The organism is Sphingorhabdus rigui, assembly GCF_014196595.1.
Lineage (GTDB): Bacteria > Pseudomonadota > Alphaproteobacteria > Sphingomonadales > Sphingomonadaceae > Sphingorhabdus_B > Sphingorhabdus_B rigui.
Genome location: NZ_JACIEA010000002.1, coordinates 144,097 through 166,051 on the forward strand (window position 1 = coordinate 144,097; position 21,955 = coordinate 166,051).

A 21,955-nucleotide genomic window follows, 5' to 3' on the forward strand; every position below is an offset into this window, starting at 1 on the left:
CGTTCCCCAATTTGTAAGCGTTTGCGGCCTTGCTCCATAACACGGCACCGCAAAAGTCCCGCCGGAGACGCACTCTTATAGAGCAGCGGCGACAGACTATTCAATTGAAAACAAATGTAATATTCTATTTAAAACAAATACTATTTGCCTATTTTATACGCTCTGAATTCGAACAGAACGAAGTTGAGCGCGCGTTGACCGCACGGCTCGATTGGCTTTTGTAGCGTCGTGTAAAGCGCCAGCCTTATCAACAAGCTGGCGCGCATAAACGATCGGTGCGCGCCATCGAATGGGCCAAGCGCACTCTCGTCAAACGCCCCTGCTATGCATTGAACAGCGGCAGCAACAATCCCGGGGCAGCCGTTGTAATTTACCCGAGCAACAACGGCGCAAGCTTTGCGCGTTGCCATGCAGCATCGCCGAATTGAGAAGCGTGGAATATCGCGGCACGGCGGTGTAACCCTGCATCGCAATCATGGGTAAAGCCAAAGCCACCGTGGAACTGGATCGCGCGGTCGGCAGCAAAGCTGTAGGTCCCATCTGCGGCGGCTTTCGCCATCCGCACGGCGATTTCGCCCATCCCCTGATCGCTAAAACTGTTCGCGGCGCTGTACAAATGCGACCGCGCTTTTTCATAGTCGACATAAGCGTCCACGGTAGGGTGTTTGAGCGCCTGATACTCACCAATGATTTTGCCGAATTGTTTGCGCGTTTGCAGATAGCTGACGGTGTAATCGATCACGCTTTGCGCGCCGCCGCACATTTCGGCGCTCTGCAACAGGTTGGCGGCTTGCTCGACATGCGCCAATGTGGACGCAGCACGCGCGACGTCCAGCAATGCGGTGCTGGGTACCGACAGACCATCGAGTGACACCGCAAAGCTGCGTTTGGTTTCGTCAATGATGGACTCCCGGCGCAGACGGCCAGCGACATCATCTGCGGTCAAAGCAACAAGCGCTGGTTTTCCGTCCAGCATGACCGATGCGATAATGACATCCGCGCTTTGCGCCCAAAGCACAAACTGCTTTTCACCGGACAACAGGATGCTGTCGCCATCAAACTTGGCCGTCGCGGTGATGTTCAGCAGATCCCAGTCGCCATGCGCCTCGGATAGCGCGAGCGAACCAATGGCCCCTTCGGCAAGCTTTGGTAGCCATTCCGCGCGCTGCGCGTCTGTGCCGCCAGCGATGAGCGCCTGCGCAGCCAGCGTGGATGCGACCAACGGCGACGCCATCAAATGCCGCCCCATTTGTTCCACCACCGGCACGACTTCGGCCATGGTCAGTCCGACGCCATTATGTGCTTCTGGAATAGCGATTGCCGTCCATCCCAAAGCCGCAACTTCAGCCCAGATGTCGGCGTCATAGCCAAGATCGCTTTCCATCAACTTGCGGACGCGATCGATTGGCGATTTGTCACGACAAAAAGTCGTCGCCACATCCAGCAACTCAATCTGCTCTTCGCTATATCCTAAGCCAGGCATCTGCATGTCATTCCCTCCTCGCGCCGTTACATCCTCTATGGCGCGAGGAGATGGACAAAATCAAGGCGATTTAACCGACCAGTTAAACAGCGCCTTATGCCTGTTCGAGAACTTTGCGGCCTGGGCGGACTTTCATTTTGTGGCCAGCCTTGGTGGCGAGGGACACATCCTTAATCGTCTGCATGAATACCCATTCGTTCGTCGCAGCCTGTGGCGTCAGCGCCAAGTGCATGTAGCCACGGTTGGATGTGTCCACCCAGCGCAATTCCTGTTTACTGCCTTCGAGCAGTCCGCGCGCCACAGTTGACGGGTCCGTCCCTTGCGTTGCGCTTTCAAAGCCGGGTGAAGACACGCTGTGGCCGCCAAATTCTACACCAGCGGGCTTGCCACCTTCGGGCAGGTCAAAAGCCCATGCATTGTGGCTGTCGCCCGTGATCACGACAAGGTTGGCATCCGCGCGCTGCGCAGCGGTCAATATGCGTGAACGTGCCGCTGGGTATCCGCCCCAATTGTCGAGATTGTAAGGCAGGCCCGCCTTCGCCGCAGCGATGCCCTGACGCACAAAGTTACGTGTGCGTTCGGGCGCATCTTTCGGGAACCAGTCAATGGCGGATTCCGGGGTGTAATTATAGCCCATATTGGTACCCGACCCCAGGACAGTCCAGGTCGATGTGTTGCGGCCTATGCTGCGCGAAAGCCATGCTTCCTGTTCCGATCCAAACATGGTCATCGACGGATCTCGCCATGCGCCATCACGAAACTCGGCAAACGCCTTTGCCGGGTCTGCCGCGCGCATCAGGTCGCCATGAAAATAGGGTTTTGAGCGCGCAACCGCTCGCGTGTCGGTGCGGTAATATGTCGCGAGGTCGCCGATGGCATATTCTTTCCACGGCTGTTCGCCGACGGGCAGCCATTCGCGCCACACCTGCATCGCTGCGTTGCGCCGCGCGCTCCAGTCACCTTCGTCTACGCTGTGGTTCTGCGCGCCGCCTTCCCAGCTGTCATTTGCCGTTTCATGATCATCGGTGTTCACGATCATCGGGAAATTGGCGTGCAGTGCCTGCAATTGCGGATCAGCCCGATAGCTGGAATAGCGCAAGCGATAATCCGCCAGCGTCAGGATTTCGTCAGCGGGGAAAAGGCGCGCCGCAAATTTCGCGCCGCCATCATAGCCACCGCGTCCATATTCATAGATATAGTCACCCATGTGCAGCACAAGGTCGATGTCCCTGCGTGCTGCCGCATGGCCATAAGCGTTGAATTCGCCAAAACCCAAGTTGGAGCATGAAAAAATTGCGATGTTGAAATTCGACGTTTTGCCAACGGGCAATGTCTTCGTGCGTCCAACGGGCGATATGCTGCCGTCGGGGGCAATGAAGCGGAACCAGTGCCATTTGCCCGGCGCGAGATTATCGACCGTAATCTTCACGGTGTGGTCGCGCCATGGACCTGTCACCATTTGGCCGCCGCCGGCTATCTTCGAAAAATCCTGGCTTTCGGAAATTTCGACGCGGACTTTGGATGGACCGCCGGTCGGGTTTACATAACGTGTCCACAACAGCACGGAGTCGGGGCCAGGCTCACCGCTGGCAACATTGTGCGTAAAACCGGTAAGGCCAAGCAGCGTTTGCGCCATGGCGGCTCCGCCCGGCAGCAATAAGCCGCCAATGCCAAAGCCAGCAGTTGCCAACAAATTGCGGCGATTGATAAAAAATGACATCCCGTGCTCCCCCGATTCAATAATGTGTGTATCGCGCTAGACAGTTGCTGTTGCAACCGTGTGACATGAAATCCATTCATGCCCGTTGATGATATATGAAGCGGTCACAGTTGCGTGCGCAGCGACCATAATTCGGGAAAGGCGCGCTTGGACACGATGCTGTTCAAATAACTGACACCCGCCATCCCGCAACCTTACTGTTTCAAATGAAACTATCCACCCACTTTTCGGCCAGTGCCTCGGCTTCAGCAACACTGAACGGCGCGTTGCCCAAACTCAGTTCCAACCACAAGCCATCGACCAACGCCGTCAGCGCCACAGCGGCCAGCCGTGTATCCTTCGGCGCGTTGGGACAGGCGGATATCAGCCGTTCAATATCTTGCCGGTTTTCCGCGTACAGCTCATCATGGATTTGTCCGATTATCGGCGTCGTTCGCGACAGGCTCCAAAAGGCGAGCCATGTGGCGAGCAAAGCAGGGTCGGCAATGGGTTCACGAAAACTGGCGGTGATAAACCCCAGCAATCGCCCTCGCGGATCTGTTTCGGGAACCATAACAACGGCCGCGTGCATCGCTGCGGCAACGCGTGTCCCCGTCGTCCGATATGTTTCCGCGACGAGCGCATCAATTCCATCGAAATAATGCCGCAGCAATCCCGGTGACACGCCCGCTTCCAAGCAGATCGCACGTACTGATACGCCCTGCGCTCCATGCGTTCCCAGACAGCGCGCACAGGCCGCGATTAAGGCGTCTCGGCGGGTATCAGCGCTTTCGCGGGTGAAGGCTTGTCGCGCGCTCATCCAGTTGTTATACACTCGTATAATAAGGAGGGCAAGATGTCCGAATCAGACCTGCACATTGAGCGTGACAATCTGGACGGCTGGAGCCTGCCAGCATGGACCTATAACGACCCTGAATTTGCAGCACTTGAGGTAGAACGGATTTTCCGTCCCTCATGGCAAGTCGTCTGCCATGTCAGCGATGTCGCAAACAGTGGCGACTGGCATAGCCTCGATTATATTGGCGAAAGCGTCATCGTCGTGCGCGGGGCAGATCAGGTGTTGCGCGCCTTTACCAATGTCTGCCGTCACCGGGGCAGCCGCTTGGTCGATGGTTCGGGCGGATGCGCCAAGAAACTTGTGTGCCCTTATCATGCCTGGACCTATGATCTTGATGGGCGTCTGACGGGTGTTCCTGACAGCGCGTCCTACCCCACTTTGGACAAGGACAAAGCGGGTCTTGTGCCGGTCGACATGGAAATCTGGCGTGGCTTTGTTTTTGTCCGCCTGGAAAGCGGCGGCCCGTCGGTCTCCGACATGATGGCGCCCTATGAAGACCAAGTCGCACCGTATCGTTTTGAAGAACTCAGGGCGCTTGGCCGTGTGACGATGCGACCGCGCGATGTGAACTGGAAAAATGTCGGCGACAATTATTCCGATGGCCTTCACATTCCGGTGGCGCATCCCGGCCTCACGCGGCTGTTCGGCAAAAGCTACGGCATTGAGGCGGAGCCACATGTCGACCGCATGTGGGGCGACCTTGTTGACCGGCCATCGGCCAACTGGTCAGAGCGCGGGTATCAGAACCTGTTGCCGCCAGTGCCGCACCTGCCCGCCGCCAACCAGAAACGCTGGTTATATTTCAAACTGTGGCCATCGGTCGCGTTCGACATTTATCCCGATCAAGTCGATTTCATGCAATGGCTGCCAACTGGCCCCACCAGCTGTGTGATCCGCGAGATTAGCTACGTCTTACCTGATGACCGCCGCGAAATGCGCGCTGCACGCTATCTCAACTGGCGGATTAACCGCCAAGTAAATGCGGAGGATACCGCCCTCATCACCCGCGTGCAGCACGGCATGGCCAGCCAAAGCTTTTCCATGGGTCCGCTGTCCGACAAGGAAGTTTGCCTCAAAAGCTTCTGTCGCCAAATTCGCAATATCATTCCCGAAGCGCGCCTCGAACAACGCCCTGCGCAGGGCTGGAGCAAAAAATGACACAAAAATATGACGCGCTCATCATTGGCGCTGGCCACAATGGCCTTGTCTGCGCCTTTTATCTGGCACGCGCTGGTCTAAAGGTCCGTATCGTCGAACGCCGTGATGTTGTGGGCGGCGCAGCCGTCACCGAAGAATTCCACCCCGGTTTCCGCAACTCGGTCGCAAGCTACACCGTCAGCCTGCTTCAGCCGAAGGTCATTTCGGACATGAAACTGGCCGACCATGGCTACCGTGTCATTGAACGCCCGATATCGAATTTCCTGCCGCAAGAAGATGGCGGCTATTTGAAACTGGGTGGCGGGCTTGAGCGCACGCAAGCCGAATTTGCGCGCTTTTCAAAACATGACGCCGCAGTCCTTCCCGAATATTATGATATGTTGGAAGGTGTTGCCGACGTCCTGCGCGATCTTGCGCTGAAATCGCCGCCCAATGTCGGTGACGGGCTGAAAACATTCATCGACGCTGCCGTGCAGGGACGCGGGCTGATGAAGCTCAACCTGTCGCAGCAACGTGACGTGCTTGAACTGTTCACAAAATCGGCACGCAGCTTCCTCGACAGCTGGTTCGAAAGCGAAGCGGTCAAGGCGGCGTTCGGTTTCGACGCGGTCGTCGGCAACTATGCCAGCCCGGATACGCCCGGCAGCGCCTATGTTTTGCTCCACCACGTCTTTGGCGAAGTGAACGGCAACAAGGGCGCATGGGGGCATAGCATTGGCGGCATGGGCGCGATTACGCAAATCATGGCGAAGGTGTGTGTTGCCCTTGGCGTGGAAATCAGCCTTGAAGCGCCTGTGTCCCGCGTGCTGGTCGATGGCGAAAAAGTGGCTGGCGTCCGCTTGGAAAGTGGCGAGGAAATTGTCGCCGATCGCGTGATCTCCAACGTTGGGCCCAAGCTGTTGTATGAACGCATGTTCGACGACGCCGACTTAAAACCCGAATTCAAACGCCGCGTAAAAGGGTTCAAGGCGGGCAGCGGTACATTCCGTATGAATGTCGCGCTTTCAGAACTGCCCAAGTTTACGTGCTTGCCCGAACCCGGCGAACACCATCAATCGGGTATCATCATTGCGCCCACACTTGATTATATGGACCGCGCGTTTCTCGATGCAAAGCGCGATGGCTGGTCGCAAAAGCCGATTGTCGAGATGCTCATCCCGTCAATCATCGACGACAGCCTCGCGCCTGCGGGGCAACATGTCGCAAGCCTGTTCTGCCAGCAATTTGCGCCAGAGCTTCCGGATAATGCCGATGGTTCCAAACGCGATTGGGATGCCGAAGAGGGCAAGGCAGCCGATGTCATCATCGACACTGTAGAGGCCTATGCACCGGGTTTCCGCGCATCCGTCCTTGGCCGGCAGATACTGAGCCCCAAGGGCCTCGAACGCAAATTCGGGCTTGTCGGCGGTGACATCATGCACGGCAATATGAGCCTCGACCAATTGTGGTCAGCACGCCCGATATTGGGCCATGGCGCGTATCGCGGACCGTTGAAGGGCCTGTATATGTGCGGTGCGGGCAGCCACCCCGGCGGCGGTGTTACCGGCGCTCCGGGCCATAATTGTGCAGCTGAAGTTCTGGCCGACAGAGGCATCCTGAAACGGATCTTCGGCTAACGCATAATAAAAAAGCCGGATCTATGCAGATCCGGCTTCTCCCCCCTGTCGCTGTTGGCGACAAACTTTATGTCGTTCATTTAATGACGAATTTCAGCTTTCTTCCCTACAAATTTTTGCAGGGAAGAAAAGCGAACAATTGTCAAAAATCGCGTGTTAACTTCACGCCGATCAGCCGTGGCTTGATCAGTACGTCGTAAAACGCACCGCCAGTTGGCGTCGAAGGCGTCACGTCCGTACCGCAAACCGTTTCAAGGCACTGGACGCCTGTGTTTACGACACCGCGTGTGTCGAACAGGTTGGTCGCAAATGCCTCGATTGACCATAGGTCGCTCTTTACGCCAACGGAGAAGTCAGCGGTCGTATAGGCGCCTAAATCGCCCTTGATTGCATTTTGCGCAGGCCGCAAATCGCTCTTGCGACTTCCAATATGGTTCACGGCAAATTGCACATGACCATCCCAGTCAGCGACGGGGAATTCGTAACGCGCGATGGCGTTGCCCTTCAACTTGGCAGTCACAGGTAGGCGCGATCCAGCAGACGCGAGCAAGGAATTGCCCGGTGTCGAACAATCGAAATTCGCGTTGGCAATGGCGCAGAAGTCACGGCGAATTTGCGCGTCGTTATAACTGAAGCCAGTGTTGATGCTGAAGCCGCCGGCACGGAAGCCTGCATCCATTTCAACACCGCGAATACGCGAAATACCGGCATTGCGGATTTCCGTAAGGCCGTTTGCGCCGAGGAAGGACAGCTGAATATTATTCCAGTCTTCCTGGAACACTGCGCCGTTCCAGCGGAACGCACCGAATGTGGTTTTCCAACCCAATTCATAATTGTCCAACTCGTCCGAGCCATAAGGTGGCAGGGTACCGCGACGGTTGATGCCGCCTGGGCGGAAACCACGCGACCATGTTGCATAGAGCAGCACGTCGTCGTTGACCTTGTACGTGGCGTTCAGCTTGTGAATGAAGCCAGTGTCCGAAGTCGACTTGTCAACATTGGTACAAGGGCTGCCATCGACGAGGATCGGCACCGGTGTGCCGCTTGGATTGGCGCGACGTGTTGTGCCATCGGTGTTGAGGCAGGCGGCTTCACCGGTTCGGCTTGAATAGCCGCTCGAAAATCCAAAGAAGCCCTGCAGCGAGTTATCGAATTTGTAATAACGCAGACCGCCGGTGAGCGAGAGCTTCTCCGTCAGGTCATAGGTCAATTCGCCAAATGCGGCATAATCGCGGTCAACGCGCTTCTGCATGGTCAACCAGATATTGCTGTCGGTTCCGGTAACCGTGATGGAATCGGCAATATTGTCGATGATGTAGTTTTGGTCGATAATATGCGACTGGCGCTGTGCAAACAGGCCACCAATGAACCGCACAGGTGCGTCTGCAGGGCTAGCAACACGCAATTCACCGAAGCTTTTCCTATACGTGTCAACGCCCTCAATATACTGGTTCGGGTTCACGAGGTTCCCGGCATTATCGTAGAAATAATTGCCGTACCCAGCGAGCGCGTCATAGAAATAGGCATAATCGGAATAGTCCAATTGCGTTTCTGTCTTACGACGCAAATGTCCACCTGTTGCGGTCACATCCCAATTGCCGATCTTGCCTTCAACGGTCAGCGCGGCCTGAATCCATTTATCGCGGCTGCCCTCAGGGTTATACTGCACCGTTTGCAGTTCACCGGTTGTTTGGCCGGAACGTTCCTGTGAATAGCTGCCCTGGGTGTTCTGGACTTGGCCCATAAGCGTTGGCTTGATGGTCCAGTTTTCGTCCAGATCAATGCCCAGCGCCAAACGTGCGCCATATGTTTCAGCGTCGTTAAAGTTCTTTTCAACTAACGCGGTATTGCTTTGGCGAATGCCTGAGCTGGCAAAGGTGCGCGCGCCCTGAATATTGTCGATATAGCCGCCATCATCGCGATACCAGCCGACCAAACGCGCTGCTGCGCCTTCGGCGATTGGCACGTTCACAAAGCCTTCGTAAATCGAACCGAAATCACCATGCGCAACATTGTTGAGTTCAACGCCTACGCTGCCGTAAAGTCCGGAAGGATCGGGCGCATTTGTTACCAGCTTCAATGTACCAGCCATTGAGCTTGCGCCGTACAATGTGCCTTGGGGACCCGCCAGCGCTTCAACACGTGCAAGATCATAGGCGTGCAAATCAAGCGCGCCCTGAATGGTCGTGATCGGCATTTCGTCGAGATATGTGCCGACGGTCGGCAGCGATGCCGAGTGGTTCGCGTTTTCACCCGACGCTACGCCGCGGAAATACACCTGCGCAAAACCTGGTCCGCCTTGCTGAATGGTGACCGAAGGCAAAAACTTTACAACATCTTGCAATTCGCTGACCTGAAGCTGATCGAGCTTTTCATTACCAATCGCGTTGATGGCAATTGGCACATCCTGCAGATTCTGTTCACGCTTTTGCGCAGTCACGACGATGACATTGCTGTCTGCGTCTGCGTCTGCTGCTTGCTGCGCCATAGCAGGCGCTGCGAAGGCGGTTGATGTCAACAGCAAGACGAGAGCTGTTCGGACGTTAGACTTCTGACTTTGTAGGCGCATGCAGCGACACTCCCTTGTTACCCTAAAATAAATAGGCTCCCAATTGCGTCCCCACGCAATATATTTTCGCTCTATCAGCCGTTTGCATACAATTTTCAATCATTGTGTTGCAACCCGGCAACTATGCTGCGGCGGGATAAATTTCCCACAAATTGCCAAGTGCCCGCTTCAACGGCTCAAGATGCGCCGCATAAGGTTTCCATTGGTCAACGCCGTCGCGGTTGATAGGGCGGCGGACCTGCTCGCTCGACGCCGTGCGCACGGCGCGCTTGTTTTCATGGAAATTCAGGCACGCATCTTCAAACGGCAGCCTGAGATATTCCAAAAGTTTTCGGATTTCCTGCTCCGGATCGTCCAACAATTGTTCGTGAATGACGCGGTGGACATAGCCCGGTGCAACCGCATCAAAATGCGCCATAGCCCGCACATAATCCGCATAATATTGGCCCATATGCGCAAGGTCATAACTGAACGCCTGCCCCTTGGCGAAATGCTGGCGATAATTGGAGAAGCAGCAATCAAGCGGGTGGCGCCGGGCATCGATGATTTTGGCGTTGGGCAAAATCAAACGGATGAACGCCAGATAATTCCAGTTATTGGGCAGCTTATCGATGAAAAATGGCTTGTCGGTTTTACGCTGGATGCGGGTCCGCTCGATAAACTCTGCGCCAAGCCTTTCGGCATCATCGGCGGATAGCGCCACGGTCGCATCAATCCAGTCCGACCCGCGCCCTTCACGCAGTGCCATGGCTGGAATGTCGGGCAATTCCATCGTCCCTTCAACCATGGAATGGCTCGCAAGGATTTGCTCGATCAACGTCGAGCCCGCACGCGGCATGCCGATGATGAAAATGGGGTCTGGCGCCATATGCCCCTGCCCCGCGCGCGCTTCCCAAAATGGCGTGGTGAACTGGGCAATAATCTGATCGACCTGCGTGCTGACGCCTTGCGGATCGTAGCTCAGCTCCGCACTGCGCAGCGCGTTGCCCTTGGCATAATGGGCAAAGGCGGCTGCGTGATCCGCGCGCTCTTCGCTTGCCTTACCCAGTGCAAAATGCAGGTGAAACGCGTCCTCTGCCACCAATCCGGCCGACGTCAGCGCAATATCCATCGCCGCAACATCGTCATCCGAAAACTGGTAGGTTTTTAGATTGGCGAGGCTCCAATACACTTCGCCCAGCGTTGGTTCCACCGATATGGCGTGGCGATATGCCGCAACGCTTTCGTCCTGATTGCCAACGGTTTTGAGCATATGGCCATAGCTCATCCACAATTTGGCATGATCGGGGAAACGCGCGGTCAGTTCCTGATACAGCGCAATCGCTTCTGCATAGCCCCCAATCCGTCCGAGTGCCGCAGCCTTCAAATTTTGCTGCACCGGATTGTCACCGTCTTCGGCAAGCACGGCGTTCAAATGCTCAAGCGCCTCTGGAAAGCGGTTCTGTTTATACAGCACCGTTGCCAGATTGGCACGCGCCGCCCCAAAATCAGGCGTCAGCTCAAGCGCGCGGCGAAGCAATGCCTCGCTATCTTTCAACCGGCCCACACGCGCCGCCAATTCCGCCATCATGCGGATCGCGGCAACATCAGTCGGCGCATCACGCAAATGACCGCGCAATAGCGGCTCTGCATCCTCCAACCTGTTTTCGGAAAGCGCGATAGCCGCCGCCATAAGGTTCGGATTGCGCAAAGCAGCTTCGATAGCGGGGCGGGCAGAAATTTGGTTCATTGCGGACGGTCTATGCGATGAAACGAAACTTTTGAAGCGGCCAAATCATCTGCCGTATCAATGTCGCATAATGTGCCCGCAGGTGCGGCGATTTTTTCTGCATCGGCCAGAATATGGCGCGCGCCAGCATCCCCCGCTGTCGCCAGCAAATCCGGCCAATGAGATCGCGGAAATATCGCAGGCGGCATGGGCTGGTGTCCATCAAACGATGCCACCACATTATCGGTGCAAGCCGCAATCAGCGCCTCGACATGGGCAGCCCCCACGAACGGCATATCGGCCAGCGCGATAAGCAAGGCTTGCGCACTCGTCCGCATCGCAGCCTCAACCGCGAGATGGAGCGAGCCCGATAGCCCAATGCCGGGGTTCGGGTTATCGACAATATCAAATCCCAAACGCTTATAATGCGCTGCAATAGGTGTGTCGGGCTGACACACTGCAAAATGCCCTCCCGCTGCGACGCTGGCCAGTGCATGCGCCGCACGCAACCCGAGTGGCGCTCCTTCAAAATCCGCCATCAGCTTATCAGAACCAAAACGCCGCGCATTGCCCGCCGCCAGCAGGACGATCGCGACGTCCTTCGCCTGCATCAACGCAACCCTTGGTTAAACGCGCGGATCATGCCGCCCGCGATAGACAGCGCGATTTCGGGCGCGCTGATGGCGTTAATCGCAACGCCCGCTGGCCCCTCAATACGCGCGCATTGCTCTGCACTGACACCCGCCGCCGAGAGCCGCGCAAGACGTGCCTGATGCGACCGGACGGAACCGAGCGCAGCAACATAGGCCGCAGGGCTCGCCAGCGCCGCCGCCAGCGCAGGGTCGTCGATTTTGGGATCATGGCTAAGCGTCACAATCGCGCTTCGGCTATCGGGCGCAAAGGCCTTAACCGCGTCGTCGGGCCAACGGTCATCCAACCGGATGCCGGGAAAGCGTTCCGCAGTTAAAAACCGCCCCCGCGGGTCGCACAATGTAACATCCACCCCCTGTGATACCGCAATGGCGGCAAGGGCCGATGCAATTTCGACTGCGCCCACAATCAGCAAACGGCGCGGCGGATGGTAGATATTGACGAAGCCAGCGCTGGCAGCATCGTCCAGCAAGGCACTTCGGCCCGATTCCAAATCCGTCACAACCGAAAGCGCCGCACCGGCCGATCGCGCCTTGATGATATCACCAAAGAGATGCGCCGGAAAACCATCGGCGGAAACAGGCTGGACCAGCACCTGAATATCCCCGCCACAGGGCAGGCCAACGTCCCACGCCGCATCGTCGGCAACGCCATATCGGCGCAGCACCGGCGGCGCGCCTGCCAAAACCAATTGCGCGCGTTCAAGAACATCGCCCTCAACACAGCCGCCCGAAACCGAACCCACAAAGCGCCCGTCCGCATGCACAAGCATATGCGTGCCGACCGGACATGGCGCGGATTTCCAGGTTTCGACCACCGTCGCAATCGCCATAGGCGCGCCTGCCCAGTCAATTGCGGCGGCAAGGATACGGTCGTGGTTGGCGCTGCCCATAGTCATGGCAATGCGCTAGCAAAGAGGGTGAAGCGTTGCTATATGAAACGCAGTTTAGGGCGGGAGCTTATTTTCATGGCAATTCAGACGTCAATCAATGGCAAGCCAGTCGCGCTTGCGGCGGAACCAGACACCCCGTTGCTATGGGTCATCCGCGAAGAGCTTGGCCTGACCGGTACGAAATTCGGATGCGGCATTGCGGCCTGCGGGGCTTGCACTGTCCATGTTAATGGCGAACCGACCCGTTCATGCAGCCTTCCCGTCAGCGAAGTGGCAGGCAAATCGATCACCACCATCGAAGGCCTGAAATCAGCGGACGGTACGCTCCACGCGGTACAGCAAGCATGGATTTCTGCGCAGGTTCCGCAATGTGGCTATTGCCAGTCGGGGCAAATTATGGCGGCTGTGGCGCTTATCGAAAAAACGGGCAGCCCAAGCGATGCACAAATTGATGAGGCGATGACCAACATCTGCCGCTGCGGCACCTATCCGCGCATTCGCAAGGCGATACATGCCGCAACCGGGCAAGCGGCGAAAGCGGCGAAACCTGTAGAAGGAGGCGCATAATGGCTGACACCCCAACAGCAGACATGCAACCAGCCGCGCCTGCAAAGCGCAAGGGCGTCAAGCGCCGTGCCTTCCTCATTGGTGGTGTCGCGGTCGTCGGTGCCGGCCTGTTCGGTATCTCCATTGCCGACAGCAATGCCGCCAAATCCGCCAAGGCGCTTCTTGAAAGCGACGGCGGTCACATCTTTGCCACATGGCTGAAAATTGGTGAGGATGACAGCATCACCATTTATTCGCCGCATACCGACATTGGTCAGGGATCGAACACCGGTCTTGCCCAAATGCTCGCCGAAGAACTGGATGCTGCGTGGGATCAGGTGCGTGTTGTTTCTGCACCCGCCGAACCGGCGTTCGCCAATGTGGGGCTTGGACGCGCCTTCCTTGCCGATATGACGGGACAACCGGCGATCATTAATGGCATTCCGCAATCATTCCTGTCCTTCCTCGCGCGGCAAATGAACCTTCAGATGACCGGCGGCTCAACCGCTTTGCGCTTCACGGGCCGGGTGACGTTTCAAAATGTCGGTGCGGCGACGCGGCTGGCATTGGTTGAAACCGCTGCCAAGCGTCTGGCCGTTCCAGCGGCGGAACTGACGACACAGGACAGTCATGTCATCCATGCCAAATCCGGCCGTGCGTTGCGCTATGGCGAACTGGCGGCTGAAGCGGCGACCTTGTCGCTCGACAATGCGCCAAAGCTGAAGGATCCGTCGCAATATCGCATCATGCGCCAATCGATGCAGCGGCTCGACATTCCAGCGAAGGTCGATGGCAGCGCCCAATATGGCATGGACTTTTCGGTCCCCGACATGCGCGTCGCAACGATCATGGCGGCACCCGTTCGTGGCGGCAAATTGACGTCCGTGGACACGGCGCCTGCGTTGGCGGTCAAAGGCGTCGAGAAAGTCATCAAGCTCGATGATGCGGTTGCTGTGGTGGCGAAAGGCTATTGGCCAGCCATTTCCGGCTTGCGCGCGCTCACCCCTCAGTTTTCGGACGGCGGCAATGGCGGCATTTCGACCGCGTCCATTTTCAAAGCGCATGATGATCTCATGGCCAAGGGTGAAGCCGATAGCGCAGCCGGCGATGGTGATGTGCAGGCTGGTCTTGGGGCACAACCGATTGAAGCGAAATATCAGGTGCCATTTCTGCACCACGCGATGATGGAGCCATTCGCCCTGACCGCCCATTTTAAGGATGGGAAGCTCAACATTTGGGGCGGCATGCAGGACCCGCTTGCGACCAAGATGATGGCGGTCGAGGTATCCGGTCTCGACGCGGATGATGTGACATTCCACCCGATGATGATCGGTGGCAGCTTTGGCCGCCGTTTGCCCATGTATATGGAAATCGTCGGTCAGGTCACAAAGCTTGCGATGCAATTGCCTTATCCCGTCAAGCTTATCTGGAGCCGCGAGGAAGAAGTCGCCCAAGGCGCATATCGCCCGCAAAGCTCCGCCGCGTTGAAGGCTTCGTTGACCAAAGAAAAGCGGATAAAGGCATATCGCAACGACTATGCCCAACCCGAAAGCGCCGAGAGCGAAACGGTATTTCCTTATGCCCTGCCAGCCGTGTCGCGTCGGCACTTTGCGCATGTTTCGAACCAGCAAACCGGCGCATGGCGTTCGGTCAATTCGACACAGCAGGGCTTTTACAATGAAAGCTTCATGGACGAACTGGCCCATGCAGCGGGCGAAGATCCGGTCGTATTTCGCCGCAATCATTTGAAGGCGGGATCGCGGCATTTACGCGTCTTGGACGAAGTGGCTGCACGCAGCGGTTGGGGCTCCCCCCTTCCCGCCGGAACCGGTCGCGGTGTTGCCCTGGTCGAAAGTTTCAGAACCATCGTCGCGCATGTGATCGAGGCGTCGGTCGGTGACGACGGCATGCCCAAAGTACATAAGGTGACAACGGTCGTGGACGCCGGAAGCATTGTTAACCCCGACGCCGCCATGGCACAGATTGAAGGCGGCACCATCATGGGGCTTTCATCCGCAATTGGTGAGGCGATTACGCTTGAAAATGGCGCGGTTCAGCAAAGCAACTTGGCCGATTATCCGTTGCTGAAAATGGCAGGCGCGCCCTTGGTGATGGATATCCACTTCCTCAACAGCGGTGCGGATATGGGCGGTATTGGCGAACCCGGCGTTCCTCCGGCTGCCCCTGCCTTGGCCAATGCGCTGTTCGCGGCCACCGGCAAACGCGTCCGCAATCTGCCCATCCTAACCCAAGCGAAAGCCTAATTTGCCGCACGCAAGGTTGTTGAAGCCAACGGACAATCTGGAAATCGCCGAGACATTGGCGCGCGCGTTCCAGACCGAGACCGGATGGAGCTATGTCATTCCAGACGCAAAGCTGCGCGCACAGCGGCTTACCGGCGTGTTCCATTTGTTCTTGCGCGATGAACATCGCAAAGGCGCGGTGTATGGAACCGACGGCATTGAAGCCGTCACTTTATGGCGTGGTCCGGGGAATGCGCGCGATAGCATGTTGGATACCGCGCAGCTGATCGTGCCGTTCGTCCAGCAGCTGCGCTTTTCGATATTTCGCAGTCTTGAAGTCGCAGACCTTATCGAAAAGCATCTGCCAAAAGAGCCTGTCTGGTATCTACATTATGCGGGATGCGACCCGGCCTATCAGGGCAAAGGCTATGGCGGTGCGGCCATTCGCGCAGGGCTGGAGCGGGCAGATCAGGATGGATTGCCCGCCTATCTGGAAACCGCAGACGAACATAATATCCCATTATATCAAAGCTTTGGTTTTGCCATCAAGCATAGTTGGCAAGTGCCCGAAGGACCGCAATTTTGGGGCATGCAACGCCCGGGCAAGACCCGCCACTAGATAACGCCAGCGCCCCTAGCCGCTGAAGCCCTTGCCCTCTGTACAAAAGCGGCGTAGCCTTTGCGCACGCACCAGGTCTGCGCGAGAGCGTGGATAATAGGGAAGCCGGCGGAAATCCGGCGCTGTTCCCGCAACTGTAACCGGCGAGCTTTTGCTCCAAATGCCACTGGGGAAACGGGTGACCGTGAAACTGGGAAGGCGGGGCAAGAGCATAGACCCGGGAGCCAGGAGACCTGCCTGATTGCGGTTTGTCCTTTGTGCTTGCGGGACACTGGCGCAATCGGGGTTTTCCTCCGCGTGACGACATTGTGTTGGACGTCATGCGAAGGAGATACATCCATGACCTTGTTAAAATATTCGGCTGCGGCGCTTGCGCTGCTGCCGGCGTCTGCAATGGCAGATGAATGGGACGACGTTATTGTTGTTACCGCGAGTGGTTTTGAACAGCCGCGATCTGAAACCGGACAAGCGATTGATATCGTTGACCGCGAACGGCTCGACCAATTGCAAAGCGCCACCATCGGCGATGCGTTGCAAAGCGTGCCCGGCGTTACCGTTGCCACCCGCGGCGGCCTTGGCAGTCAGGCGAGCGCGTTTTTGCGCGGCGGCAACAGTTCGCAGACGCTGGTGCTCATCGATGGCGTGCGGATCAATGATCTCACCAGCCCCAATGGTGCGTTTGACTTTGGCACGCTGATGACCGGCAATATCGGTCAGGTGGAAGTCCTGCGCGGGCCAAATTCGATCATCTGGGGCAGCCAAGCAATTGGCGGCGTGGTCAATATCCAATCGCTCGCACCGGCCGATGGTTTCGAAGGACGCTTTGGCGCGGAATATGGTGCCGCCGATACCAAACGGATGAACGCAAATATCGCCGGAACCAGTGGCTTGTTCGAAGGCAGCTTTGGCGGGTCATATGTCGATGCCCAAGGCATTTCCGCTCTGGCGGGCGGAACCGAACGCGATGGCTTTGAAAATGTCGCGGGCAATGGTCGGCTGAAGGTCAACATCAGCGATGCCTTCAATCTCGATTTCCGCGGCTATTATAACGACGCGACGGTGGAATATGACTCCGCCTTTGGGATTGGCGCGAATGCCCTGCCCGTCACCCGGAACCGGCAATTTGTCGGCTATGTCGGGGCGAATGTCGTTGCGTTCGACGGCCGCATGCAAAACCGCATTGCCTACACACGAACCGATATCCGGCGGCTCGGCACGGACCCGGTGCTGTTCAGCTTCAACAACTTCATTGTCCGTGGCAGCATCGACCGCGCGGAATATCACACGGCGTTTGACGTCAACAACGCGCTGACACTGACCGCTGGCTTGGAATATGAACGGTCGTTCGCCAGCACATCTTTTGAGGGCGCTGCAGCCGATATCGCGCGCAACCATGTCGCCAGCGGCTTTAGCCAGATTATCGTTCGTCCTTTTGCAGGGCTGACGGTGACGGGCGGGGTCCGGCATGACCAGTATACGGATTATGGCGGGCAAACGACATTGGGCGGCAACATTGCCTTCACCCCCAATGATGGCCGCACCATGTTGCGCGCCACCTATGGCGAGGGATTCCGCGCGCCGACGCTCAGCGAAGGTCAGCCACCTTATGGCAATCCCAACCTAAGGCCCGAAACCGCGCGCAATTTCGACCTTGGTTTCGAACAGCAAATATTGGATGGAAAGGCCCGGCTTTTCGCGACCTATTTCAACCGGCGCAGCACGGATTTGATCGCATTTTCCTTTGCGGCATTTCAGTCCGAAAACATCGACCGCGTGAAATCAACCGGTGTGGAAGCTGGCTTCAACCTGAACCCCACCGACCGATTGGACATTCGGGCAAGCTACACGCTGGTCGATGCGGTTAACCGGTCTGCGGGGGCCAATTTTGGCAATCGACTGGCGTTACGTCCGCAACATAGCGGCAGCCTGACGGTCGACTGGCAAACGCCCATTGGTCTGTCGGTGGGCAGCAGTGTGTTGTTGATCGGCGATAGCTTTGACGACGCGTCAAACAGCGTAGTACTTGATGGCTATGCATTGGTTGGCCTGCGGGCATCATTGCCGATCAACGACAGGCTTGAGCTTTATGGCCGCGTCGATAACATCTTCGATATGCAGTATACTGTCGTGGCAGGATATAACAGCTTTGGTCGCAATGCCGCGGTTGGCGTCAGGGCCAAATTCTGATGCGTCGCGGTTGGTGCATTTTGCCTGCATTGGCACTGGCCGGTTGCGCCAACAACGCTGCAATTGCGCCCGGCGGGATCGTATCGAATAATCCTTGCATTGACGCCGTGCTGGCCGAAATCGCGTTGCCCGGCCAAGTGACTGCGGTCAGCAAATATTCGCATGATCCCGATAGCGCATCTGCGCCTTTGTCATGGTCCATGCAGTATCCCGCCATTGGTGCAAGCGCAGAAGAATTGCTTTTGGCCCGCCCAAAATTGGTACTGACGGGCAATTTGGCATCGTCGGGTGCAAATGCCGTGCTGGCGCGCGCAGGGATTAAAACAGTGGCCATTGGTGTCGCGCCGACAATTGCAGAAGACATCGGGCAAATCCGCACGCTGGCGAAAGCCATCGGCAGGGTGGAGGCGGGTGAAAAACTGGTTGCGCGCGTAGAAAATGCCTTGCCAAAACCCGCCAATCCCCAGCCGCCAGTTTCAGCAGTCATCTGGCAAAATGGCGGGTTCGTTGCCGGCAAAGGCACGTTGCAAGACGAGCTGTTACAGCGCCACGGATTTCGCAATGCCAGCGCCGAATATGGGCTGGCGTCATGGGGTATATTGCCGCTGGAAACCCTGATGCGTAATCCACCGACGGTCATCTTCATGCCCACCAGTGCGCAGGGCGAAGATGCCCGAGCGCTTACCGCGCGGCAAAGGCTATTGCGGCATTTGGGCGACAAAACGCAAATCGTCGATTTTCCCGACAAGATGCTATTCTGCGGCGGTCCCACAATCGTGAAAGTATCCGCGATCTTGTCCAAGACGCGGGCATCACTCAATGCGCGCGCAAATGGAGGTGGCCAATGACGTCGCGTTTCATGACGGGTCTTTTGCTTTGCCTCACGCTGGCGGCGTTTCTGCTTTCGCTAATGGCGGGGAAGGTCTGGATTTGGCCGATGTCGTGGGCGGCTGATAATGCCGACGGCTGGATTTTCCTTGAGCTTCGCCTGCCCCGCGCGCTTCTTGGGCTTTGCGTTGGCGCCGTCCTTGGGCTGTCGGGCGCCGTGCTGCAGGGTTATTTGCGCAATCCACTTGCTGACCCAACGGTGCTGGGGGTTTCAGCCAGCGCGGCTCTGGGCGGCGTTCTGGCGATCTTCTTGGGCATCAACCTTGTGCCCTTTGGCCTATTCGGGTGCGCGATGATCGGCGCGGGCGCCAGCATCCTTTTGCTGTTGGCAATCGGCCGCGGTGGCGGGCCAATCGGGTTCATATTGGGCGGCATGGTGTTGTCCACGCTGGCGGGTGCATTAACGGCCTTTGTCATCAGCATCGCGCCGAACCCATTTGCCGCCAGTGAAATCATTAACTGGCTGATGGGTGCGCTGACCGACCGGCTGATGGAGGATGTGCTGACCGCGCTGCCGTTCATGGCGATTGGCGTTTTGTTGTTGCTGACCACAGGCCGCGCGCTGGATGCGCTGACCCTCGGCGAAAATGGCGCCAAAAGCCTTGGTATCGACCTGTTCCGTTTGCAGTGGCTGATCGTCCTTGGCGTTGGCCTTTCGGTTGGCGCATCGGTCGCCGTATCGGGTGTGGTCGGCTTTGTCGGGCTAATCGTCCCGCACCTCATACGCAGCTTTTATGGTGAGCAGCCGTCCCGCATTTTGGTGCCTTCTGCCTTGGGTGGCGCGATTTTAACGCTCACGGCAGACAGTCTTGTGCGCCTCATCCCCGGCCCCGGTGAAATGCGGCTTGGCATTGCCATGGCAGTGCTTGGCGCGCCATTCTTCCTGCTGCTGCTCTTACGCTATCGCAAGGGTGCCGCATGAACCTGAATGTCCAAAATCTCGGCTTCGCGCATGGCAGCACAGCGACGCTTGAGGGGATCAATGCCTCGTTTGAAGCGGGTAGGCTGAGCGTCATCCTTGGTCCCAATGGTGCAGGCAAATCGACATTGCTGGCCTGCCTTGCGGGTCTGCGAATGCCAAATAGCGGCGCAGCAAAGCTTGGCGACGAAGACATTGCGGCAATGCCCGCACCGACGCGGGCCAAGCGCATCGGACTGCTGCCGCAAGGCGCAGAAACGCATTGGGCGATCACGTCCGAAGCGTTGGTTGCGCTTGGCCGCATACCGCATTTGCGCGGCGCAGGGGCGTCGGCCGATGACCGCAGGGCCATTGCCGCCGCGATGCACGCAACCGCAACCGATGGCTTTGCGCACCATCCGATTACCCAGTTGTCGGGCGGCGAACGTGCGCGCGTATTGCTGGCGCGTGTGTTGGCGGGAGAGCCTGAATGGATATTGGCCGACGAACCCTTGGCCAACCTCGACCCCGGCTATCAACTCGACATCCTTGATCTGTTGCGGCAGCAGGCGCGCGGCGGCAAAGGTGTCGTCGCCGTACTACACGATTTGCACCACGCAGTGCGCTTTGCGGACCATGTCGTGCTTCTGCATCAAGGTTCCGTTTTTGCGCAAGGTGCGGTTGATGATGTCATCACCGCGCCAAACCTCGCGACCGTATACGGGATTGACGCGCTGCTTTCCAAAGACGAGGAAGGGGCAACCCAATTGTTGATTAAAGGCAAGATGCGCTCATGAAATATGCCCTCCCCATATTCGCCCTGCTTCTTTCGGGATGCGCCAGCACGGTCACCCCGCCGCAGGCCGCACCAACAAGCGCGCAGGACGCATTGCGCCCTTATTATGCCGCGCTGGACGTCAAACTGCCCAAGGCACCGGCCAATCCAGCGCTTTCTGCCGATACCGTAATTACACGTTTTGCATTTGGCAGTTGCGTCAACGAAAACCGCGACATGAAATTCTGGGACGTGATTGCCGCGCAAAATCCGCAGGCGTTTTTGTTGATCGGCGACAATGTCTATGGCGATACACGGCCAACAAATGGGGCGGACATCCCGACGCTGGCCGCGAGCTATAAGAAACTAAACAGCCGCGTTGAATTTGACCGATTCCGGCGCAGCATCCCCATGATGACCACATGGGATGACCATGATTATGGCGCCAATGACGCCGGCGGTTCCTTTGCGTTCAAGGAATGGGCCGAAAAAGCCTATGAGACCTATTGGGGTGCATCCAACGAAGTGCGCGCCCGCCCCGGTGTATATGAAAGCCGGATCGTCGGTCCGCAGGGCAAGCGGGTTCAGTTCATCATCCTCGATGCGCGCTTTTTCCGATCCGACCTCGCCTCCATGACCTATCGCGATCCAGCACCGGCGCTTGGCTGGTACATTCCCAACATGGATCCCAAAGCGACGGTGCTGGGCAGTGCGCAATGGGAATGGTTGGCACAGGAACTGGATAAGCCCGCCGACGTGCGTTTCATCATTTCGTCAACGCAGGTGATAACCGACGCGCATAATTTCGAAGGCTGGACCAATTTCCCCAAAGAGCGCGACCGCCTTTATGCATTATTGAGCCAAAAGCGGGTCAATAATGCGATATTCCTGAGCGGCGACCGGCATTCCGGTGGCTTTTACAAGACCAATGCGCCGGGCCTTTCCAAACCGCTGTGGGACTTCACATCCAGCTCGCTTAACCTTGCCTTTGGCAAAGGCGACGGCGGTGACCGCGAACCCGATCCAAGCCGGACAGGTGGTTTCTGGGGCATAGCAAATTTTGGTCAAATCGACATTGATTGGGCATCGAAAAAGGTGGTCATGACCTTGCGCAAGGATGATGGCAGCGTGATTGAAACGCAGGTTGCTAATGCGATTGATTAG

At 57.3% G+C, this 21,955-nt stretch carries 17 protein-coding genes and 1 riboswitch; of the genes, 10 read left to right on the forward strand and 7 right to left on the reverse strand.

Translation table 11 applies throughout. The annotated features are described in order from the left end of the window. Positions 1-370: 370 nt before the first annotated feature. From GGR91_RS08225 to GGR91_RS08235, 3 genes are all read right to left on the reverse strand, one after another. Entirely contained in the window at positions 371-1,489 is a 1,119-nt protein-coding gene (locus tag GGR91_RS08225) for an acyl-CoA dehydrogenase family protein (protein ID WP_183941724.1), read from the reverse strand. A gap of 88 nt (positions 1,490-1,577) precedes the next feature. Beyond that, positions 1,578-3,203, reverse strand: a complete 1,626-nt coding sequence (locus GGR91_RS08230) for an alkaline phosphatase D family protein (RefSeq protein ID WP_183941725.1) — start codon at positions 3,201-3,203, stop codon at positions 1,578-1,580. Positions 3,204-3,405: 202 nt separating this feature from the next. Continuing rightward, positions 3,406-4,002, reverse strand: a complete 597-nt coding sequence (locus GGR91_RS08235; RefSeq protein ID WP_183941726.1) for a TetR family transcriptional regulator C-terminal domain-containing protein — start codon at positions 4,000-4,002, stop codon at positions 3,406-3,408. A 36-nt stretch (positions 4,003-4,038) separates the two neighbouring features. On the opposite strand from GGR91_RS08235, the gene GGR91_RS08240 reads away from it, so the two are divergent. Together GGR91_RS08240 and GGR91_RS08245 are read left to right on the forward strand one after the other, a co-directional pair. Continuing rightward, positions 4,039-5,199, forward strand: coding sequence for an aromatic ring-hydroxylating oxygenase subunit alpha (locus tag GGR91_RS08240; RefSeq protein ID WP_183941727.1), 1,161 nt, complete (start codon positions 4,039-4,041; stop codon positions 5,197-5,199). Continuing rightward, positions 5,196-6,815 (forward strand): phytoene desaturase family protein, encoded by a 1,620-nt coding sequence (locus GGR91_RS08245; protein WP_183941728.1) that lies wholly within the window; start codon positions 5,196-5,198, stop codon positions 6,813-6,815. Before GGR91_RS08240 ends, GGR91_RS08245 begins: the two co-directional genes overlap by 4 nt. A 142-nt stretch (positions 6,816-6,957) precedes the next feature. On the opposite strand, the gene GGR91_RS08250 is transcribed toward GGR91_RS08245, so the two are convergent. The 4 genes from GGR91_RS08250 to GGR91_RS08265 form a co-directional block, all read right to left on the reverse strand. After that, a complete protein-coding gene (locus tag GGR91_RS08250) occupies positions 6,958-9,303 on the reverse strand; it encodes a TonB-dependent receptor (protein ID WP_246337121.1) in 2,346 nt (781 codons plus the stop codon). 202 nt (positions 9,304-9,505) lie between these two features. Continuing rightward, entirely contained in the window at positions 9,506-11,113 is a 1,608-nt protein-coding gene (locus tag GGR91_RS08255) for a tetratricopeptide repeat-containing sulfotransferase family protein (RefSeq protein ID WP_183941730.1), read from the reverse strand. Further along, positions 11,110-11,703, reverse strand: coding sequence for a nucleotidyltransferase family protein (locus GGR91_RS08260; protein WP_183941731.1), 594 nt, complete (start codon positions 11,701-11,703; stop codon positions 11,110-11,112). The genes GGR91_RS08255 and GGR91_RS08260 overlap by 4 nt, the downstream gene beginning before the upstream one ends. Further along, on the reverse strand, positions 11,703-12,641 hold the full coding sequence (locus GGR91_RS08265) for an XdhC family protein (RefSeq protein WP_246337122.1): 939 nt from the start codon (positions 12,639-12,641) through the stop codon (positions 11,703-11,705). Before GGR91_RS08265 ends, GGR91_RS08260 begins: the two co-directional genes overlap by 1 nt. A gap of 36 nt (positions 12,642-12,677) precedes the next feature. On the opposite strand from GGR91_RS08265, the gene GGR91_RS08270 reads away from it, so the two are divergent. The 8 genes from GGR91_RS08270 to GGR91_RS08305 all read left to right on the forward strand — a co-directional run bounded on the left by GGR91_RS08270 (position 12,678) and on the right by GGR91_RS08305 (position 21,955). Next, entirely contained in the window at positions 12,678-13,202 is a 525-nt protein-coding gene (locus GGR91_RS08270) for a (2Fe-2S)-binding protein (protein WP_281370196.1), read from the forward strand. Further along, the gene (locus GGR91_RS08275) at positions 13,202-15,445 is read left to right on the forward strand and encodes a xanthine dehydrogenase family protein molybdopterin-binding subunit (RefSeq protein WP_183941732.1); all 2,244 of its coding nucleotides are present in this window, start codon (positions 13,202-13,204) and stop codon (positions 15,443-15,445) included. Before GGR91_RS08270 ends, GGR91_RS08275 begins: the two co-directional genes overlap by 1 nt. 1 nt (position 15,446) lies before the next feature. Further along, positions 15,447-16,043 (forward strand): GNAT family N-acetyltransferase, encoded by a 597-nt coding sequence (locus tag GGR91_RS08280; protein WP_183941733.1) that lies wholly within the window; start codon positions 15,447-15,449, stop codon positions 16,041-16,043. A gap of 56 nt (positions 16,044-16,099) precedes the next feature. Continuing rightward, positions 16,100-16,298, forward strand: a riboswitch (cobalamin riboswitch). Positions 16,299-16,382: 84 nt separating this feature from the next. After that, positions 16,383-18,230 carry a TonB-dependent receptor plug domain-containing protein gene (locus GGR91_RS08285; protein ID WP_183941734.1) on the forward strand — a complete coding sequence of 616 codons (1,848 nt, stop codon included), beginning with the start codon at positions 16,383-16,385 and terminating at the stop codon, positions 18,228-18,230. After that, complete coding sequence (locus GGR91_RS08290; protein ID WP_183941735.1) at positions 18,230-19,078, forward strand: ABC transporter substrate-binding protein; 849 nt, start codon at positions 18,230-18,232, stop codon at positions 19,076-19,078. Before GGR91_RS08285 ends, GGR91_RS08290 begins: the two co-directional genes overlap by 1 nt. Next, positions 19,075-20,040: a FecCD family ABC transporter permease gene (locus GGR91_RS08295; RefSeq protein WP_183941736.1), complete on the forward strand. Its 966-nt coding sequence runs from the start codon at positions 19,075-19,077 to the stop codon at positions 20,038-20,040. The genes GGR91_RS08290 and GGR91_RS08295 overlap by 4 nt, the downstream gene beginning before the upstream one ends. Then, the gene (locus tag GGR91_RS08300) at positions 20,037-20,813 is read left to right on the forward strand and encodes an ABC transporter ATP-binding protein (protein WP_183941737.1); all 777 of its coding nucleotides are present in this window, start codon (positions 20,037-20,039) and stop codon (positions 20,811-20,813) included. The genes GGR91_RS08295 and GGR91_RS08300 overlap by 4 nt, the downstream gene beginning before the upstream one ends. After that, positions 20,810-21,955 (forward strand): alkaline phosphatase D family protein, encoded by a 1,146-nt coding sequence (locus tag GGR91_RS08305; RefSeq protein ID WP_183941738.1) that lies wholly within the window; start codon positions 20,810-20,812, stop codon positions 21,953-21,955. Before GGR91_RS08300 ends, GGR91_RS08305 begins: the two co-directional genes overlap by 4 nt.

What these genes read in the sequence shown, in the direction of transcription:
- GGR91_RS08305 (WP_183941738.1), top strand. Translation starts at nt 20,810, where the DNA reads ATGAAATATGCCCTCCCCATATTCGCCCTGCTTCTTTCGGGATGCGCC.
- GGR91_RS08225 (WP_183941724.1), bottom strand. Translation starts at nt 1,489, where the DNA reads ATGCAGATGCCTGGCTTAGGATATAGCGAAGAGCAGATTGAGTTGCTG.
- GGR91_RS08260 (WP_183941731.1), bottom strand. Translation starts at nt 11,703, where the DNA reads ATGCAGGCGAAGGACGTCGCGATCGTCCTGCTGGCGGCGGGCAATGCG.
- GGR91_RS08290 (WP_183941735.1), top strand. Translation starts at nt 18,230, where the DNA reads ATGCGTCGCGGTTGGTGCATTTTGCCTGCATTGGCACTGGCCGGTTGC.
- GGR91_RS08265 (WP_246337122.1), bottom strand. Translation starts at nt 12,641, where the DNA reads ATGACTATGGGCAGCGCCAACCACGACCGTATCCTTGCCGCCGCAATT.
- GGR91_RS08240 (WP_183941727.1), top strand. Translation starts at nt 4,039, where the DNA reads ATGTCCGAATCAGACCTGCACATTGAGCGTGACAATCTGGACGGCTGG.
- GGR91_RS08300 (WP_183941737.1), top strand. Translation starts at nt 20,037, where the DNA reads ATGAACCTGAATGTCCAAAATCTCGGCTTCGCGCATGGCAGCACAGCG.
- GGR91_RS08245 (WP_183941728.1), top strand. Translation starts at nt 5,196, where the DNA reads ATGACACAAAAATATGACGCGCTCATCATTGGCGCTGGCCACAATGGC.
- GGR91_RS08250 (WP_246337121.1), bottom strand. Translation starts at nt 9,303, where the DNA reads ATGGCGCAGCAAGCAGCAGACGCAGACGCAGACAGCAATGTCATCGTC.
- GGR91_RS08275 (WP_183941732.1), top strand. Translation starts at nt 13,202, where the DNA reads ATGGCTGACACCCCAACAGCAGACATGCAACCAGCCGCGCCTGCAAAG.
- GGR91_RS08295 (WP_183941736.1), top strand. Translation starts at nt 19,075, where the DNA reads ATGACGTCGCGTTTCATGACGGGTCTTTTGCTTTGCCTCACGCTGGCG.
- GGR91_RS08230 (WP_183941725.1), bottom strand. Translation starts at nt 3,203, where the DNA reads ATGTCATTTTTTATCAATCGCCGCAATTTGTTGGCAACTGCTGGCTTT.
- GGR91_RS08235 (WP_183941726.1), bottom strand. Translation starts at nt 4,002, where the DNA reads ATGAGCGCGCGACAAGCCTTCACCCGCGAAAGCGCTGATACCCGCCGA.
- GGR91_RS08270 (WP_281370196.1), top strand. Translation starts at nt 12,678, where the DNA reads ATGAAACGCAGTTTAGGGCGGGAGCTTATTTTCATGGCAATTCAGACG.
- GGR91_RS08285 (WP_183941734.1), top strand. Translation starts at nt 16,383, where the DNA reads ATGACCTTGTTAAAATATTCGGCTGCGGCGCTTGCGCTGCTGCCGGCG.
- GGR91_RS08255 (WP_183941730.1), bottom strand. Translation starts at nt 11,113, where the DNA reads ATGAACCAAATTTCTGCCCGCCCCGCTATCGAAGCTGCTTTGCGCAAT.